The 17,081-nt window shown below is 64.8% G+C and carries 15 protein-coding genes and 1 other RNA gene; 11 read left to right on the forward strand and 5 right to left on the reverse strand.

Annotated elements, in window-relative coordinates:
- Positions 1-24: 24 nt before the first annotated feature.
- Positions 25-3,597 carry an AsmA family protein gene (locus tag KHP60_RS01135; protein ID WP_213561692.1) on the forward strand — a complete coding sequence of 1,191 codons (3,573 nt, stop codon included), beginning with the start codon at positions 25-27 and terminating at the stop codon, positions 3,595-3,597.
- Between the two features lie 281 nt (positions 3,598-3,878).
- Here the strand turns inward: KHP60_RS01135 and KHP60_RS01140 are convergent, their stop codons facing one another.
- The 3 genes from KHP60_RS01140 to fumC are packed head-to-tail and all read right to left on the reverse strand — an operon-like array spanning position 3,879 to position 5,729.
- Positions 3,879-4,130, reverse strand: a complete 252-nt coding sequence (locus KHP60_RS01140; RefSeq protein ID WP_213561693.1) for a ribbon-helix-helix domain-containing protein — start codon at positions 4,128-4,130, stop codon at positions 3,879-3,881.
- Positions 4,131-4,319 (reverse strand): DUF4169 family protein, encoded by a 189-nt coding sequence (locus KHP60_RS01145; RefSeq protein ID WP_213561694.1) that lies wholly within the window; start codon positions 4,317-4,319, stop codon positions 4,131-4,133.
- 15 nt (positions 4,320-4,334) lie between these two features.
- Positions 4,335-5,729 carry a class II fumarate hydratase gene (gene fumC / locus KHP60_RS01150; RefSeq protein ID WP_213561695.1) on the reverse strand — a complete coding sequence of 465 codons (1,395 nt, stop codon included), beginning with the start codon at positions 5,727-5,729 and terminating at the stop codon, positions 4,335-4,337.
- Positions 5,730-5,817: 88 nt separating this feature from the next.
- Between fumC and KHP60_RS01155 the strand changes: the two genes are divergently transcribed.
- Positions 5,818-7,233 carry a cytochrome P450 gene (locus tag KHP60_RS01155; protein ID WP_213561696.1) on the forward strand — a complete coding sequence of 472 codons (1,416 nt, stop codon included), beginning with the start codon at positions 5,818-5,820 and terminating at the stop codon, positions 7,231-7,233.
- A gap of 16 nt (positions 7,234-7,249) precedes the next feature.
- Here the strand turns inward: KHP60_RS01155 and KHP60_RS01160 are convergent, their stop codons facing one another.
- On the reverse strand, positions 7,250-7,864 hold the full coding sequence (locus tag KHP60_RS01160; RefSeq protein WP_213561697.1) for an SspB family protein: 615 nt from the start codon (positions 7,862-7,864) through the stop codon (positions 7,250-7,252).
- Positions 7,865-7,887: 23 nt separating this feature from the next.
- Positions 7,888-8,244, reverse strand: a transfer-messenger RNA (tmRNA) gene (gene ssrA / locus KHP60_RS01165).
- 403 nt (positions 8,245-8,647) lie between these two features.
- On the opposite strand from ssrA, the gene KHP60_RS01170 reads away from it, so the two are divergent.
- From KHP60_RS01170 to acs, 9 genes are all read left to right on the forward strand, one after another.
- Entirely contained in the window at positions 8,648-9,442 is a 795-nt protein-coding gene (locus KHP60_RS01170; RefSeq protein WP_213561698.1) for a thymidylate synthase, read from the forward strand.
- Positions 9,443-9,448: 6 nt separating this feature from the next.
- Positions 9,449-9,754, forward strand: a complete 306-nt coding sequence (locus KHP60_RS01175; protein ID WP_213561699.1) for a DUF2293 domain-containing protein — start codon at positions 9,449-9,451, stop codon at positions 9,752-9,754.
- A gap of 37 nt (positions 9,755-9,791) precedes the next feature.
- The gene (locus KHP60_RS01180) at positions 9,792-10,274 is read left to right on the forward strand and encodes a GNAT family N-acetyltransferase (RefSeq protein WP_213561700.1); all 483 of its coding nucleotides are present in this window, start codon (positions 9,792-9,794) and stop codon (positions 10,272-10,274) included.
- Complete coding sequence (locus KHP60_RS01185; RefSeq protein ID WP_213561701.1) at positions 10,271-10,783, forward strand: dihydrofolate reductase; 513 nt, start codon at positions 10,271-10,273, stop codon at positions 10,781-10,783. Before KHP60_RS01180 ends, KHP60_RS01185 begins: the two co-directional genes overlap by 4 nt.
- Before the next feature lie 135 nt (positions 10,784-10,918).
- Positions 10,919-12,064, forward strand: a complete 1,146-nt coding sequence (gene hflK, locus KHP60_RS01190; protein ID WP_213561702.1) for an FtsH protease activity modulator HflK — start codon at positions 10,919-10,921, stop codon at positions 12,062-12,064.
- The gene (gene hflC, locus KHP60_RS01195; protein WP_213561703.1) at positions 12,061-12,993 is read left to right on the forward strand and encodes a protease modulator HflC; all 933 of its coding nucleotides are present in this window, start codon (positions 12,061-12,063) and stop codon (positions 12,991-12,993) included. The genes hflK and hflC overlap by 4 nt, the downstream gene beginning before the upstream one ends.
- 7 nt (positions 12,994-13,000) lie before the next feature.
- Positions 13,001-13,192: a DUF2065 domain-containing protein gene (locus KHP60_RS01200; RefSeq protein ID WP_213561704.1), complete on the forward strand. Its 192-nt coding sequence runs from the start codon at positions 13,001-13,003 to the stop codon at positions 13,190-13,192.
- 122 nt (positions 13,193-13,314) lie between these two features.
- On the forward strand, positions 13,315-14,829 hold the full coding sequence (locus KHP60_RS01205) for a DegQ family serine endoprotease (RefSeq protein WP_213561705.1): 1,515 nt from the start codon (positions 13,315-13,317) through the stop codon (positions 14,827-14,829).
- A gap of 176 nt (positions 14,830-15,005) precedes the next feature.
- The gene (acs, locus tag KHP60_RS01210; protein ID WP_213561706.1) at positions 15,006-16,949 is read left to right on the forward strand and encodes an acetate--CoA ligase; all 1,944 of its coding nucleotides are present in this window, start codon (positions 15,006-15,008) and stop codon (positions 16,947-16,949) included.
- The last annotated feature ends 132 nt before the right edge of the window (positions 16,950-17,081 follow it).

Raw genomic sequence — 17,081 nt, forward strand, 5'->3', positions numbered from 1 at the left:
CTGTAACGGAGAAAAGGCAGCCTCTTGCGCGATATCCTGACGATCATCGCATCCATCGTGATCCTGATCCTGGCGGTTGCTGTCGCGGCGCCTCCCTTAGTCAACTGGGAGGCCCATCGCGACACGATCGACCGGATGATCTCGCGCGCATCCGGCACGGAGGCCCAGACGGAGGGCGACATCAGCATCCGTCTTCTGCCCGCACCGAGGGTGACCCTGGGTCGCCTGCGGCTCGGCGGCAAGACGCCGGACTCACCGGTTCTGACCGCCGATTACGTCAGGGCCGAGGTCGACCTGACACCGCTGCTCCGGGGAGAGGTGCGCTTTACGGAGACCCGGGTGGGCCGGGCCGACATCCGTATTCCGGTTTCGGGCGACGGCGAATGGCGCCTGCCGCCGGAGCTGGTGTCGGGCAGTGGCCGGGCCCGCGAGTGGGCCATCGAAAACCTGAATGTGGCCCAACTCCTCGTCACCACGCAGAGCGCGAGCACGGGCCGCACGAACCAGGCCTTCGCCGAGAATGTCTCTATCGAGGGTCAGAAGCTGATCGGCCCCTGGCGGGTGGAGGGAACGACCTCCGGCATACCCTTTCGCTTGGTCACGGGAGAACTGGCCGAGGATAAGAGCGTCCAGGTCAAGCTCTCGGGCGGGGGCGATGTCTATCCTCGCTTCGATCTCGATGCCAGGCTGGGCTTAAGCGAAGGAAACGGCGATGCCGCGACGCCGCAGGTCTCCGGCAAGGCCAAGGTCCTTTTCGGCCCGCCGGCGCAGATTGCGGCCGCAGGAATCCCGATCCCCATTGCGGTCGAGACCGAGTTCAAGACGGTGCCGGGCGCCGTCGAGCTCAACCCGGTCAGCGTGGAGGCGGGCGAGGGCGGCGCGAGCCTGCGCATGACCGGCGAAGGCCGGATCGGGCTCAACGAACCGCGTATCTCCTTGAAGCTCGAAGGCCGCCGGCTCGATGCGGACAGCTTCATCCTGTCCGGAAACGGACAGGACTTCAAAAGCCGGCTGCAGCAATGGTCCCTCCCGCTGATCCGAGTGCCGATCGATCTCGACCTGAAGATCGACAGCATCGGGTTGGGCCAGGAGGACCTGTCGAATGCCGCGTTGCGCCTGTCCCTCGACACAGGCCGGGCGACGCTCGACCGGATCGAATTCAACGCCCCCGGCGAGACGCGGGTCGCGCTCGAAGGACAGCTCGGCCTGACCACCAGGGGCGGGATCAACGGCAAGGTGGCGCTGGCCTCCAACGCATCCGACCGCCTGGCGCGCTATCTCGCCCGCATTGGCCTCAATTCGCCTCTGCTCAGGGTGCTCGATGGGCGTCCGGTCGAGGCCTCGTCGGAAATCGCCTTCTCGAACCCCGTCCTGTCCTTCAATCGCCTGAGGCTGAAGACGGGCGAGTCGGTCCTGACCGGGAACGCCCGCTACACCGCGCCGGAGGCCAATGAGCGCGGCAGGCTGGAGGCCCAGGTCGCAATCCAGGGCCTGAACCTCGATGACCTGCCGCAGGTGTCGAGCGTCTTCCAGGCCACCGAAAATCTCGATGTCGGCTTCATCCTGGATGCGCGCGGGGTCAGCGCCGGGAAGAGCCCTCCCACCGGCCGCATCTCGGCCCGGATCCTGTCCGACGGCCCGGCGCTTCTGGTCGAAACCCTCGATATCGTCGATCTCGCCGGCGCCAATGCCCGCGTGCGGGGCCGCATCGCTCCCAACGGTTCGGGGCAGATCACCGGCAAAGTCACCGCCCAGCGCGCCAGTCCCCTGGTCGACCTGCTGGGGAGCGTGTGGATCGGCGGGATTTCGAAGCTCGTGCCGTACTTCGTGCGCGAGGGCGCACTCGACCTCGATGTCACGTCGGAGCGGGTTGCGCCGGCTCCCGGGTCCACCGAGCTGCGGCTGCGCACGACCGCGAAGGGGCGTGTGGCCGGAGGGCCGTTCGAGGGTCAGGTCGAGTCGCTCGACGGGCGGACCGAAAGCCTCATGATCGGCCTGTCTGCCGACAATACGGGGCGCTGGGTCAACCGGGCAAACATGGCCGGACTGAACCGGCCTTCCAGGGTCGATCTACGCGGGACCCGCGTCGGATCCGGATTGTTCAATGTCACCCTCGCCGGCGACATAGCCGGGGTGAAAGTGGCAACCACGCGGCCCTTCGCCCTGAGTGAGGCCGACGATGTGGTGGATAGCGGCGAGGTCGAAGTCTCGACGCCCGACATCACGCCGTTCCTGCTCCTCCTGGGGGATGGTGCCGGTGTTGCTCCGCCGGTGCCCGTGAACGGGCGGGTGACCCTGGGCCGGGAGAGGGGAGCAACTCTTCTCGACATCAACGGCAAGGTTTCGAACGAGAACGTGCAGGCGCGCCTTGTTGTCGTCTCCCGTTCGGAGATCGGCGGCGAGGTGTCCCTCGGGCGGCTCTCCCTGCCCTGGCTGGTGGCGGCCCTGTCGCTCAACGTGCCGGGGGATCAGAGCGCCACGGCCATCTGGTCCACGGCTCGCTTCGGCCAGAGCGGACGCCTCGTCACCGGCGGCCAAGTCACCTTCCGGGTCGGGTCGCTCGAGCTGGGCCGCGGCCTCCAGGCCAGCCGCGCCTCCTTCGTCGTCGGAGCGCAATCGGACGGCATCTCCATCCGCAGCCTCGACGCCACCATCGGCTCCGGCCGCATCACGGGCTCGGCCACCATCACCCGGCAGGCAGGAACGGCGACCATCGTCGGCGAGGGAGCCCTGGAGAAGGTCCCCCTGTGGGCTCTCACCGGAGCCTCGCCCTTCGAGGCGGTTCTGTCCGGTCCGCTCCGGTTCGGGGCCGCGGGCGCAAGCCTGTCCGAGCTCGTGGCCAATCTCGGTGGCGCCGGCGACTGGCAGGTCACGAATCTCCGTCTGCCCGCAGCCGATCCATCCGTGTTCGACAGGGCCCTCAAGCGCGCGCTCGCCGAGAACGATCCCCTGGCCGAAGGCAAGGCGGAAGCGCTCCTCGGGATCGAGCTCGGACGGGGGCCCTTTAACGCTGCGCCGGTCAAGACCTCGGCGGCGCTCGTGGGCGGCGTGCTGCGCCTGTCGCCTTTCGTGGCGGAAAGCGGCTCGGCCAATTGGCAGGGGTCGATCACCTACGATCTGAAGACCCTGCAGCTCGATGCCCGCGGATCGCTCACCGCCAAGGCATCGCCTCCCGAATGGGTCGGCGCGCCACCGTCGGTGGGCCTTAACTGGCAGGGCTCCCTGACGGCTCCCGTTCGTCAGATCGATGCAGGCCCGTTCCGCAATGGGCTGGCCGCAATCGTGCTCAAGCGCGAGCTGGAAAAGATCGAGGCGTTCGAACGGGCTGCCGCCGAGCGCCAGCGCCAGATCGATGCGCAGCGGGAGGCGGAGCGGCAAAGGGCCAGGGCAGCGGAAGAAGAGGCGCTTCGTCAGGCCAGGGCCCGGGCGGAGGCCGAGCGCGCCCGCCGGGAGGCGGAGCGGCTGCAATGGGAGCACCAGAACCAGCCCGAGGAAGAGCCCGAGGCGGCGCCATCACAGACCTCCGTGCCGCCCTTGTCCCCCCCGGCTCCCATCGGCCCCCCGCCGTCGATCTTTGGGGCTCCGCCGACGCGGTAGGGGCTGGCTGGTAGAGGCTAGGCACCCCCTTGCCCTCGGGAGGCGTGTGCCGCGTCATCCCCGGCGGTCCGCAGGACCGGGAAGGGGATCCATAACGCTGAGCGCGATTGAGGATGCCTTCCCTCGCTCCGCTCGCAGGGGACGACACCCTCCACGTCACGGCCGGGCCTGTCCCGGCCATCCCGATCGGAAGAGCGCCCGTGCTTCATGCCATCGGGATCACCGGCACAAGGCCGGTGATGACGTGAGAGGATGTCATCGACGACTACGCAGGCCTGCACTCAAAGCGGTGAAGTGTCGCTCGACGAAGGAGTGCTCAGGCGATGGCGCAAATCGCTCAGCACAAAAACCCGGATCGCGGAGGAGAGGTTCTGTTCGCCGCGCTCCGCATCGATGCGCCCGATCAGGGACTGAACGGAAATCCTGTCCCGTTCCGCGATTTCCCGCAGAGACGCCCAGAAGGGCTCTTCAAGGGAGATGCTCGTCCGGTGGCCGGCGATGGAGACGGAGCGCTTGACGATGCCGAAGCCCATTCACGGCTTCTCGCCGTCGTCGCGCTTGTGCGAGTCGAGGCGGCTCTTCGCCAGATCCTGCTCAGCCTTCGTCAGGTTCTTCTCGGCCTTGGTGCGGCCGAACGCGATGCGGTTCTCGTCGGCGCGGGCCTCTTTCTCGGCCCGCGCCTTTTGCTTGCGCGCCTGGCGCAGATTGATGATCTCGGCCATGGCGCCTGTTTTATCTCATTCGCCCGGCTGAAGCATCGTCTCGGGACGAACGACGGCGTGGAAGTGATCCTCGGCGACACCGGCCTTCAGGGCCTCTTCCTTCAGGGTCGTGCCGTTCTTGTGCGCCGACTTCGCGATGGCTGCCGCCTTGTCGTAGCCGATGGAGGGAGCGAGTGCGGTCACGAGCATCAGGGAGCGCTGCACAAGCTCGTTGAGGCGTTCCCTGTTCGGCTCGATGCCGACGACGCAGTTGTCGGTGAAGCTGATGGCGCCGTCCGCGATGAGGCGGATCGACTGCAGCACCGCATTGACGATCACCGGCTTGAACACGTTGAGCTCGAAATGGCCCTGGCTGCCCGCGAAGGTCACCGTGGTCTGGTTGCCGGCCACCTGGCAGCACAGCATCGTCATGGCCTCGGCCTGGGTCGGATTGACCTTGCCGGGCATGATGGACGAGCCGGGCTCGTTCTCGGGCAGCGAGATCTCGCCGATGCCCGAGCGGGGGCCCGAACCCATCAGGCGGATGTCGTTGGCGATCTTGAACAGGCCGGCGGCGAGGCTCGCCAGCGCGCCGTGCGTGTAGACCAGAGCGTCGTTGGACGCGAGAGCCTCGAACTTGTTGGAAGCCGAGGTGAAGGGGAGAGCCGTCAGCTCCACCACCTTCGAGGCGAAGCGATCCGCGAATTCCGGATGGGCGTTGAGACCCGTGCCGACGGCGGTGCCGCCCTGGGCCAAGGCGTAGATGCCCGGAAGCGTCTGTTCGATGCGGGCAATGCCGAGCTGCACCTGGGCGGCATAGCCGGAGAATTCCTGGCCCAGCGTCACCGGGGTCGCATCCTGCAGGTGCGTGCGTCCGATCTTCACGATGTCCTTGAAGGCCTCCGCCTTCTCGTTCAGGGCCTTGTGCAGGTGCTTGAGGGCGGGGATGAGCCGGTCGTGAACCTCGCGGGCGACCGCGATGTGCATGGCGGTGGGGAACGAGTCGTTCGACGACTGGCCCATGTTCACGTGGTCGTTCGGGTGAACCGGCTTCTTGCTCCCGCGCTCGCCGCCAAGGCGCTCAATGGCGAGGTTCGAGAGGACCTCGTTCATGTTCATGTTGGACTGCGTGCCCGAGCCCGTCTGATAGACCACGAGCGGAAACTCATCGTCATACTTGCCCTGCACCACATCGGCGGCGGCCGCCGCGATGGCATCGGCCAGGCGCGGCTCCAGCTTGCCGAGATCCTTGTTCACAAGAGCGGAGGCCTGCTTCACGATAGCCAGCGCATGGACCAGGGGAAGCGGCATCCGGTCCGTCCCGATGCGGAAGTTCTGGAGCGAACGCTGCGTCTGGGCGCCCCAGAGCTTGTCGGCTGCCACTTCGACGGGGCCGAAGGTATCTGTTTCGATGCGGGTTGAGGGCGACATCCTGACCTCTTTCGATGGAGTTGCGTGTTCTTATCTCAAATGGTGGCGCTCGCAACCGCGAACGCGCATGGAGGCCTTGTAAATTCGCATGAGCGACACCCTGGAAGCTGCGTCTTTCCACCCGCCTCATCCCAAGCCCCGTACCGAGCCCCTGGGCATGGTGGCGTTCCTGAGGGCCGTGCGCGAAAACCCTCTCAACACCTGGATGGAGGCGCATTTCCAGGAGCCCATCATCACCGGCGAGGGGGCCTTAGGCCGCATGACCGTGGTGAACGACCCTGCAATCATCCGCCATATCCTCCTGGACAACGCCGCCAACTACCGGAAGGACGATCTGCAGATCCGGATCCTCGCGCCCGGCTTGGGGCGCGGGCTCGTCACGGCGGAAGGCGACGAATGGCGGCTGCAGCGCCGCACCATCGCGCCCCTCTTCACGCCCCGGACCGTGAGCAGCTTCTTCCCGGCCATGGTGGAGGCCGCGGAGCGCCTCGTGAGGCGCTGGCGGAGGCGCCCGGAGGGTCGCGTGGTCGATGTGTCCCTCGACATGACCCGGGTGACCCTCGACGTGCTGGAGCGGACGATCTTCACGCAAGGGGTGCCGAAGGACCCCGATGCACTGGGCCGGGCCATCACCCGCTACTTCAACAGCCTGGGGCGGGTCGACCCGCTCGACATCTTCGGCTTTCCCGATTGGGTGCCTCGGCTCGGACGTCTGAGGGCGAGGCCGTCGATCCGGTTCTTCGAGGAGACGGTCAACGAGTTGATCGATGCGCGGAAAGCGCTGCTCGCCCGCGGCGAGCCGGCGCCCCGCGACCTGCTGACCCTGCTGCTGGAAGCGGCGGATCCGGAGACCGGCAAGGGCTTGAGCGATATCGAGGTGCGGACCAATATCGTCACGTTCATCGGGGCGGGGCACGAGACCACGGCCAATGCCCTCTCCTGGTCGCTCTATCTGCTGTCCCAGGACGAGCGGGTGCGTGCTCACGTGGAGCGGGAGGTGGATGAGGTGCTGGGAGAGGGGCCGCTCGAGCCCCACCACCTGGAACAGCTCGTCTACACGCGCGCCGTCATCGACGAGGCGATCCGCCTCTATCCGCCGGCGCCCTATATGAGCCGCACGGCCATCGGCGACGATCGGATCGGGGAAGTGGAGATCCCGGCGGGCTCGATGGTGGTGATCGCGCCTTATGTGCTTCATCGTCACAGGACGCTCTGGGACCAGCCGGATCTGTTCCGGCCCGAACGCTTCCTCCCCGAGAACCGCAGCCGGATCGACCGTTTCGCCTATCTGCCGTTCGGCGCCGGGCCCCGGGTCTGCATCGGCGCGAGCTTCTCCCTGCAGGAGGCCGTGATCGTTCTGGCGACCATCGCGCGCTCGATGCGGCTCGATCTCGTGGAAGGGCACGAGGTCGCGCCCGTGCAGCGGATCACCTTGAGGCCGCGGGGCGGATTGCCCATGCGTCTCACGCAACGCGCCCCGAAAGCGGCGTCAGGAATGGCCTGAAGGTCGCGGGGAGGGCTTAGTTCTTCTTGCGGAAGGCGTCGAGGCTGACGACCTCGGCGGTGCCCGGAGCGCCCTCGGCGGCATCGGCCTTCGAGCCGTCCTCGACTGCAGGATCGATCTCGGCCTTTGCCGCAGGAGCCTTCTCGGGGGCAGGGATCTTGTCCGCGCCGGGTTGGGGCTTGCGGGGCTGCTTCAGCTCGACGGGCTCGGAGGAACTGCCGCGGATGGGCTGCGGCGGCGACGGAGCCTCTTCGATCTCGTCCTCTTCCTCCTCGTCCTGGCTGTCGAACTTGAGCCCGAACTGGACGGAGGGATCGAAGAAGCCGGTGAGCGCATCGAAGGGGATGAGCAGCCGCTCCGGGATGCCGGAGAACGACAGCCCGACCTCGAAGGTGTGTTCGGTGACGTTCAGGTCCCAGAACTGGTGCTGGAGGACGATCGTCATCTCCTGAGGATATTTTTCGCGCAGGCGGTTCGAAAGGCGAACGCCGGGAAAATCCGTCTGGAAGGAGATGTAGAAGTGGTGCTCGCCCGGAAGCCCATCCTTGGCGTCGATCAATACTTTGCGCACGACGCCTTTGAGCGCGTCCTGCACCAGAAGATCGTAGCGGATCAGGTCTTTAACGGCCATGCGCGAGCCCTTGCAGAAACAAAAGTGGAGGCTTCTGTTGCCAGGTGCCTCCGGACCCCGCCTTACGGTGCTAACCGCAAGGGCTTTGAGTCGGCTTTAGGGACCGCTTACGCAGCCACTGCAACCGGAGCATAGTTGTCGTTGGCAACTATAGATTCGGCCCGATAACGGCGGAACCATGCCGAGCGAAAGTCTATCCTTTACGCCCTCGTCGATCCTATTTCGCCCCCGCCGAAACCCAGGTCTGGCCTGAGCTTTGGTGGAGGCGCCGGGTACCGCCCCCGGGTCCGATGGGTTTATTCCGATAGCCGTTTATCGCCATAGCCGGTCGCGAGACCGGCAGATCCAATATAGGCGGCACGGACGGATTTTGAAAGAGCGGGGATAACCCGGACGAGGTTTAAAAGTGACTCGGAAGGGCCGGGATGCTGCCTTATTATGAACCCAGCAGAACAGAGACAGGGTGATTAGCTTGCCGGCCACATCCTGTCTCTCTGAGTCCTGCTGCGGGATGATCATAGGGGTCCAATCCTACGATCTGGCCCAAGCCATCAGCTTCCAAAACTGACGGCTGTACATGAACGAGGGTGTGAGGCACCAAACCTTACGGGGTCAGAGGTCCAAACTCTGACCTTCCTCATCACATACTCTGCACCGCCAAAAGCGGTCAGGCAATGTAGTCGGAAAGGCGCGAGTTCGTAATCCACTATGATATGTCCAACGGGATAAAATCCGACTCGGACGAGCAGCCTCCTTGCCCTATGATCGAGCCAGGAGCACAGTATGCAAGCCTATCTCGATCTCATTCGCCGCATCATGGACGAGGGCGTCCGCAAGGACGACCGGACCGGAACCGGGACGATTTCCGTCTTCGGCCATCAGATGCGCTTCGATCTCAGCCAGGGCTTTCCGCTCGTCACCACGAAGAAGCTGCACCTGAGGTCGATCATCCATGAGCTGCTGTGGTTCCTGAAGGGCGATACCAATATCCGCTACCTCAAGGAGAACGGCGTTTCCATCTGGGACGAGTGGGCCGACGAGAACGGCGACCTCGGCCCCGTCTACGGCAAGCAATGGCGCTCCTGGGCGAAGCCCGATGGCGGCAGCGTCGATCAGATCCGCTGGGTGCTCGACGAGATCCGCCGCAACCCCGACAGCCGCCGCCTGATCGTCTCCGCCTGGAACCCGGCGGAACTCGACAGGATGGCGCTCGCACCCTGCCATTGCCTGTTCCAGTTCTATGTCGCGGAAGGGCGGCTCTCCTGCCAGCTCTACCAGCGCTCGGCGGACGTGTTCCTCGGCGTTCCCTTCAACATCGCGTCCTATGCGCTGCTCACGCACATGATGGCGCAGGCCGCGGGCCTGCAGCCGGGCGATTTCGTCCACTCCTTCGGGGATGCGCATCTCTACCTGAACCACCTGGAGCAGGCGCGCCTCCAGCTCTCGCGCGAGCCGAGGCACCTTCCGAAACTGCGGCTCAATCCCGCGGTGCGCTCGCTCTTCGATTTCACCTACGACGACATCGCCATCGAGGATTATGATCCGCACCCGGCCATCAAGGCACCCGTCGCAGTCTAAGGTGACATGAGCAGGCGCCAGGCTATCGAAAGCGCGGTCCGCATTCTTGCCCCGCGCATTCCACGGCATGAATTCGAGGCCGTGGCCGATCACGCCATGGGCAGCCGGGGCCTGCACGGCGCTTCACCCGAGACGGCCGCCTGGCTGTCTCTGACCGCCTACATCCGGCATAGGCTGACGGATTACGACGAACTTCTGGATGAGGGCTACGACGTGGAAAGCGCCCGCTTCTACGTGCTGGATGACATGAATGCCATTTTGGAGGAATGGGGCTCTCCGCGGCGGGTACAGGTTGAAGACGAATCCGAATAAGCTCGACAGCAACGGTGACTTTCGACACAACGGCCGTATGAGTCCTGTAATCCGCAAAGCCGAAGCAGGGGATGCTCCGGTTATCTTCAGTTTCATTCGCGAGCTCGCCGAATATGAGCGGCTGGCGCATGAGGTCGATGCGACCGAGACCGATATTGCCCGGGCCCTTTTCGGCGCCAATCCGCGGGTCTTCGCGGATATTGCCGAATGGGAGGGCCAACCTGTCGGCTTCGCCCTCTGGTTCTATAATTTCTCGACCTTCCGCGGGCGCCACGGGATCTACCTGGAAGACCTCTTCGTCAGGCCCACCTTCCGCTCCAAGGGAATCGGCAAGGCGCTGCTGCGGCATCTCGCCCGCCGCTGCGTCGATGAGGGCTTGCCTCGTCTCGAATGGTGGGTGCTCGACTGGAACGAACCGGCCCTGCGGGTCTACCGCTCCATCGGCGCCGTTCCGATGGAGGAATGGACCGTGCAGCGCATGACGGGCGACGCTTTAAGACAACTGGCGGAGGAGCCATGACCATCCCTCTCATCCTCGTCGTGGCGGTCGCCGAGAACGGCGTCATCGGGCGGGACAACCAACTCCTCTGGCGCATCAAGACTGATCTCGGACGCTTTCGCAGGCTCACCATGGGCAAGCCGATGATCATGGGGCGTAAGACCTTCCAGTCCATCGGTAAGCCCCTGCCAGGCCGCGAGACGATCGTGCTGACCCGCGATGCCGGTTTCTCCGCCGAGGGCGTGCACGTGGTCCATACCTGGGAGGCGGCGGTCGCCAAGGGAGCGGAGCTCGCAGCCAAAATGGGGGCCGGTTCCGCCGCCGTTGCCGGGGGGGCGGAGATCTACGCCCTGGCGCTGCCGCAGGTGCAGAGCATATTCCTGACAAAGGTTCAGGCTGCGCCGGAGGGCGATGCCGTCTTCCCGGATTTCGACCGGTCACAGTTCCGCGAGACGAGGCGGGAAGATCATCCGAAGAGTCCCGACGACGAGCATCCGTTTACCTTTATTGATCTTGAAAGGCGCCGCTGACCCTGTCCAAGGTTGACGAAGGCCTCTGCAATCCCCAATTCGCAGGCTTGACAGGCGGAATAGGCAACACCCACAACCGTCTTGGAATCTCAGCGGCTGTCCAGCCGGTCTTTAAAGAGTGAGGAAAGGCGTCCTATGCCTTGGAGTAACCAAAGCGGCGGCGGTGGCCCGTGGGGTCAACGTGGCGGATCGGGAGGCGGCAAGAGCCCATGGGGTTCCGGCGGCTCGCAGGGGAACGGATCTCCCCCCGACCTTGAAGATATCCTGCGCCGCAGCCAGGATCGCCTGAAAGATTTCATTCCCGGCGGCTCCATGGGGGGCAGGGGCCTGATCATCCTGGTTCTGGGCGTGATCGCCGTCTGGCTTCTCACCGGCTTCTATACGGTGCGGCCCAACGAGGTCGGCATCAACTTGATTTTCGGCCGCTATACGGGAACGTCGGGCGAGGGCCTGCGCTACAACCTGCCGTATCCGATCGGCCGGGTGATGAAGCCCAACGTCACCGCCCAGCAGCGGGTCGAGGTCGGCTACCGCTCCACGCCGACCGGCCAGGGTCGCGCCCGCGACGTGATCGAGGAAAGCCTGATGCTGACCGCCGACGAGAACATCGTCGACATCGATTTCGATGCGGTCTGGCAGATCAATCCCGCCCGTCCCCAGGATTACGTCTTCAATCTCCAGAACCCCGACGGCACCATCAAGTCGGTGGCCGAAAGCGCCATGCGCGAGGTCATCGGCCGGCGCAACATCCAGGCCATTCTGACCACCGAGCAGGCCAGCGTCGCCCAGGAAGTGCGCCAGATCATGCAGGAGGCCCTGGATGCCTATGGCGCCGGCGTCCTGATCAATGTGGTCCAGCTCCAGGCCGTCCAACCTCCCTCTGAGGTCCGGCAAGCCTTCTTCGATGTGAACGCCGCCCAGCAGGATGCGGTGCGTGTCCAGAACGAGGCCGGCGCCTTCGCCAGCCGCGTCGTTCCCGAAGCCCGAGGCGAGGCTGCCCGCACGGTGCAGCAGGCGGAGGCCTACCGGGAGCAGTCGGTCGCCGATGCGACCGGTCAGGCGGCCCGTTTCAGCCAGGTCTATGAGGAATACCGCAAGGCACCGGATGTGAGCCGCGAGCGCATCTTCCTCGAGACGATGGAACGCGTCTACGGCGGTGTCGACAAGATCATCGTTGACCAGAACGGCCAGGGCGTCGTGCCCTTCCTGCCTCTCACTCAGCAACCCCAGCGCCCGCAGCCGCAGGGCAATGCCGCCAACCCGCAGGGAGCCACGCGATGAACGGTTCGACTCTTCGCACGGTGATCCTGATTGCTCTGGCTCTGGCCGCCATCGTTCTCTACAGCTCGATCTTCATCGTGCAGCAGACCCAGTATGCGCTGGTGCTGCGCTTCGGCGCAGTGCAATCCGCCATCTCGGAGCCAGGGCTGAAGTTCAAGCTGCCGCTGGTCGACACCGTGACCTATTTCGAGAAGCGCGTGCTCGATCTCGATCTGCCGGTTCAGACCCTTCTGTCGGCAGACCGGCAGAACCTGGAGGTCGATGCCTTCACGCGCTATCGCATCATCGATCCGCTGCGGTTCTATCAGGCCGTCGGCAATATCGCTCTGGCCAACCAGCGCCTGCAGAGCTTCACGAACTCGGCCATGCGCAACATCCTGGCAAGCGCCTCGCGCGATGCGATCGTCCGGACCGAGCGCGCAGATCTGATGAACCGCATCCAGGTTGACGTGAACCGGCAGGCGGCAAGCCTGGGCATCGAGATGATCGACGTGCGCCTCACCCGCGTCGACCTGCCTGCGGCCAATAGTCAGGCCGTCTACCAGCGCATGCGCACCGAGCGTGAGCGCGAGGCGGCGGATCTTCGTGCCAACGGTCAGCAGCAGGCACAGACCATCCGTGCCAAGGCCGAACGCGAGGCTACGATTATCCGAGCCGAGGCCAATCAGCAGGCCGAGAAACTGCGCGGTGAGGGCGACGCAAACCGAAACCGCATCCTGGCAGAGGCTTTCGGGCAGGATCCGGAGTTCTTCTCCTTCTATCGCTCGATGCAGGCTTATGAAGCAGGCCTCAAGGGAGGGGAGACCCGCCTCGTGTTGAGTCCGGATTCCGACTTCTTCCGCTATTTCAACGACCCCACGGGTCAACGGGGCCGCGGAGGTGCCACCCAGCCCACTCCAGCGCCGGCTCAGCCGGCTCCAGCCCAATAAGGCCCTGATGTTGGACTTGATTGCAGCCCTCGGCCTCGCTCTTGCGGTCGAGGGCATCCTGTTTGCGGCCTTCCCGGACGGTATGCGCCGGGCCATGTACGAGGCGGCCCACAGCCCGAGCGATCAAATGCGGATCGTCGGCATCATCTCTGCCGTCATCGGCCTCGGAGTGATCTGGCTGGTGCGGCAGTTCGGCTAGAGCCCCGGACCGGATTTTCGGCGCGGCACGCCAGGGCGCGGTCCAGCTTCCGCCGCAATATCCGCTTGAATGGCGGGGCCGAGTACCAATCTATATGCCTATTCTCCGAGAGAGGGTTTTCGATGAACACAGCCACGAATGCGCTGGCGCCTTCCAAGACGGCACTGCCCCAGCGTCCCCTGCGCCGGCTGGCCGCGTCCTGCTTCGCGGTCTTCGCCATTGTTGCAACGGCCGCTATGCCGCTGCCGGTCTATGCCCGTTCGGCGCCCGAATCCTTCGCCGATCTGGCCGACGAGGTCACAGGCGCCGTGGTGAACATTTCGGCCTCGACCACGGTCGAAACCCGCAACCGGACCCTGCCGCAGCTGCCGCCGGGAACCCCGTTCGAGGATCTCTTCGAAGAGTTCTTCAATCGTCGCGGTCAAGGCGGCAACGGCGAGAACAGCCCCTCGCGGCCGCGCAGCTCGAACTCTCTCGGCTCCGGTTTCGTGATTGATCCGTCGGGGATCGTGGTGACGAACAATCACGTGATCGGCGATGCCAACGACATCAGCGTGATCTTCCCTGACGGCACTCGCCTGAAGGCCGAGATTGTCGGCAAGGACTCCAAGGTGGACCTGGCCGTGCTGAAGGTGAAGACGGACAAGCCGCTCAAGGCAGTCAAGTTCGGCGATTCCGATTCCATCCGTCCGGGCGACTGGGTGATGGCCATCGGCAACCCCTTCGGCCTCGGCGGTTCCGTGACCGCAGGCATCGTGTCGGCCCGCGGCCGAAACATCGAATCCGGCCCCTACGACAACTACATCCAGACCGACGCCTCCATCAACAAGGGCAATTCCGGCGGTCCGCTCTTCAACATGAACGGCGAGGTCATCGGCATCAACACGGCCATTCTCTCGCCCACAGGCGGCTCGGTTGGCATCGGCTTTGCGGTTCCCGCTTCCACGGCCGTGCCGATCATCGACCAGCTGCGTCAGTTCGGCGAGACCCGGCGCGGGTGGCTCGGGGTGCGCATCCAGAATGTGGATGATGCGACTGCCGAAGCCCTGAGCCTTGGTACGGCGCGCGGCGCCCTGATCGCCGGCATCGACGAGAAAGGTCCTGCCAAGCCGGCCGGCCTCGAAGTCGGTGACGTGATCGTTCGCTTCGATGGCAAGGAGGTCAAGGATTCCCGCGACCTGCCGCGCATCGTGGCGTCGAGCCCGGTCGGCAAGGCCGTCGATGTGGCCATCGTCCGCAAGGGACAGGAGATGACCAGGCAGGTCACCCTGGGCCGGCTCGAAGACACCGAGAAGCAGGCGAGCCTGCAGCAGCCCTCGACCGAGCCGCCGACTGCGACCCGTCAGGCACTCGGCCTCAACATGTCCGGCATGACGGACGAGTTGCGCCGTCGCTTCAGCCTGAAGGACGATCTGAAGGGTGTCGTCATCACCCGTGTCGACCCGAACTCGTCGGCTTCCGACAAACGGATCCAGGCCGGAGAGGTCATTGTCGAAGTCAATCAGGAACCGGTCGCGAACCCGGCCGATGTGACCAAGAAGATCGATGATCTCAAGGCCCAGGGCCGCAAGTCGGCGCTGCTCCTAGTGGCGAATGCGCAAGGCGAGGTGCGCTTCGTGGCCCTATCGATCGAGTAAGCGATCCAGCCGGGAATTCGGAGGGCGGTCCTTGGGGCCGCCCTTTCTGTTTGACCGCATCGTTCTTTATTAAGAACAATTTGGTTGACATAAAGGTCAACTTTGGGGGATGGAAGAGTGATGTCTTTCCCTGAACCGCAGGCTCCGACCGAGCCTATTGCGAACGATCAGAGCTCATGACCCAACCTGTTTTCCCCGTTCCTGCCGCCCTGAAATCGACAGCCCATGTGGATGCGCAGGCCTATCAGGATCTCTACCGACGCTCCATTGACGATCCGGAGGACTTCTGGCGCGAACAGGCTCAGATCCTGGATTGGGTGAAGCCCTTCACGAGGGTGAAAAGCACGCATTATTCGCCCGATGACGTGACCATCGAATGGTTCGCCGACGGAACGCTGAACGCGTCCTTCAACTGTCTCGACCGTCATGCTCGCACCCGGGGCGACGATGCCGCGATATTGTGGGAAGGCGACACGCCCAGCGACGCCCGGACGGTCACATGGAGCGGCCTGCAGCAGGAGGTCTCGCGCCTTGCCAATGCCCTGAAGAAGCTCGGGGTCAGGAAGGGCGATTTCGTCAGCGTGTATCTGCCGGTCGTGCCGGAGGCCATTGCCGCCATGCTGGCCTGCGCCCGGATCGGCGCGGTGCATTCGGTGGTCTTCAGCGGGTTCTCGGCGGAGGCTCTTGCGGGCCGCATCGAGGATTGCCGCTCGCGGGTGCTGATCACGGCGGATGAGGGCCTGAGGGCCGGCAAGCATGTCCCGCTCAAGGAGAACGCGGATTCGGCGCTCGAAAACCTTCCCTTCGTCGAGCACGTGCTCGTCGTGCGCCGCACGGGCCGCGGCGTTCCCATGACGGCGGGCCGCGACCGCTGGTACGACGAGGCTCTGGCCGAAGTCCCGGCCGAATGCGACCCCTTCGAGGTCGGCGCCGAGGATCCGCTCTTCGTGCTCTATACCTCGGGCTCCACGGGCAAGCCGAAGGGAATGCTGCACACCACCGGGGGCTACCTCGTCCATGCGGCAGCGAGTTTCAGGGCGATGTTCGATTACCACCCGGGCGACATCCACTTCTGCACGGCGGATGTGGGCTGGGTGACGGCCCATACCTACCTGATCTACGGGCCGCTGGCGAACGGCGCCACCATCGTGCTGTTCGAGGGCGTGCCGACCTGGCCCGACGTCTCGCGCTGGTGGCAGATCATCGAGACCTACAAGGTCAACATCTTCTACACCGCGCCGACCGCCATCCGCTCATTGATGCGCGATGGGGAGGGGCCGGTGCGCAAGCACGACCTGTCGTCCCTGCGGATCCTGGGATCCGTGGGCGAGCCGATCAATCCGGAGGCCTGGCTCTGGTATCACGAGGTCGTCGGGGGAGGCCGGTGCCCGATCATCGATACCTACTGGCAGACGGAGACCGGCGCCGTTCTCCTGTGCCCGCTGCCCGGCGCCATGGACCTGAAGCCGGGCTCGGCGACGAAGCCGTTCTTCGGCGTTCGGCCCGCTCTGCTCAACGGTGACGGGACCACCGTCGAGGGCGAGGGGACAGGAAATCTCTGCTTCTCCGATTCATGGCCCGGGCAGGCGCGCACGATCCTGGGTGATCGCGAGCGGTTCCTGAAAACCTATTTCAGCACGTTCCCGGGTTACTACTTCACCGGCGACGGCGCACGGCGCGATGCGGACGGCTATTACTGGATCACTGGCCGTTTGGACGATGTGATCAACGTCTCGGGCCACCGGCTTGGCACCGTCGAAGTCGAGTCTGCCCTGGCGTCGCATCCGTCCGTGGCGGAAGCCGCCGTGGTGGGCATGCCTCACGAGATCAAGGGACAGGGCATCTTCGCCTTCGTCATGCTCAAAGAGGGCATTGCGGAGAGCGATGACCTCCGCCGCGATCTCGTCCGGGTCGTGCGCACGCGCATCGGCCCGATTGCCACCCCGGACCGGATTGAATGGGCGCCGCAGCTTCCGAAGAATCGCTCGGGAAAGATCCTGCGCCGGATCCTCACGCGCATCGCCGCCGGCGATTACGAGGACCATGGCGACACCTCAACGGTTGCCGATCCGACGGTCGTGGCGGAGATCGTCAAGCGGGTCCAGCTGCACAAAACCTGATCAGCGCCCGTCCTTGTCATAAAGGGCCCATCTTGTCAGAATAACCTATGTGAAAGATCGCCGGAGAGGATCGATTCCTCCGGCGCCACGTCGCGTCCAATCGTTCAGTTCCAGTATCCCGCATCCGATTTG

The organism is Microvirga sp. 3-52, from assembly GCF_018383585.1.
Lineage (GTDB): Bacteria > Pseudomonadota > Alphaproteobacteria > Rhizobiales > Beijerinckiaceae > Microvirga.

Coding starts and splice junctions, on each gene's coding strand:
- KHP60_RS01170 (WP_213561698.1), top strand. CDS start 8,648: ATGCAAGCCTATCTCGATCTCATTCGCCGCATCATGGACGAGGGCGTC.
- hflC (WP_213561703.1), top strand. CDS start 12,061: ATGAACGGTTCGACTCTTCGCACGGTGATCCTGATTGCTCTGGCTCTG.
- KHP60_RS01180 (WP_213561700.1), top strand. CDS start 9,792: ATGAGTCCTGTAATCCGCAAAGCCGAAGCAGGGGATGCTCCGGTTATC.
- fumC (WP_213561695.1), bottom strand. CDS start 5,729: ATGTCGCCCTCAACCCGCATCGAAACAGATACCTTCGGCCCCGTCGAA.
- KHP60_RS01160 (WP_213561697.1), bottom strand. CDS start 7,864: ATGGCCGTTAAAGACCTGATCCGCTACGATCTTCTGGTGCAGGACGCG.
- acs (WP_213561706.1), top strand. CDS start 15,006: ATGACCCAACCTGTTTTCCCCGTTCCTGCCGCCCTGAAATCGACAGCC.
- KHP60_RS01205 (WP_213561705.1), top strand. CDS start 13,315: ATGAACACAGCCACGAATGCGCTGGCGCCTTCCAAGACGGCACTGCCC.
- KHP60_RS01175 (WP_213561699.1), top strand. CDS start 9,449: ATGAGCAGGCGCCAGGCTATCGAAAGCGCGGTCCGCATTCTTGCCCCG.
- KHP60_RS01185 (WP_213561701.1), top strand. CDS start 10,271: ATGACCATCCCTCTCATCCTCGTCGTGGCGGTCGCCGAGAACGGCGTC.
- KHP60_RS01155 (WP_213561696.1), top strand. CDS start 5,818: ATGAGCGACACCCTGGAAGCTGCGTCTTTCCACCCGCCTCATCCCAAG.
- KHP60_RS01200 (WP_213561704.1), top strand. CDS start 13,001: ATGTTGGACTTGATTGCAGCCCTCGGCCTCGCTCTTGCGGTCGAGGGC.
- KHP60_RS01145 (WP_213561694.1), bottom strand. CDS start 4,319: ATGGCCGAGATCATCAATCTGCGCCAGGCGCGCAAGCAAAAGGCGCGG.
- hflK (WP_213561702.1), top strand. CDS start 10,919: ATGCCTTGGAGTAACCAAAGCGGCGGCGGTGGCCCGTGGGGTCAACGT.
- KHP60_RS01140 (WP_213561693.1), bottom strand. CDS start 4,130: ATGGGCTTCGGCATCGTCAAGCGCTCCGTCTCCATCGCCGGCCACCGG.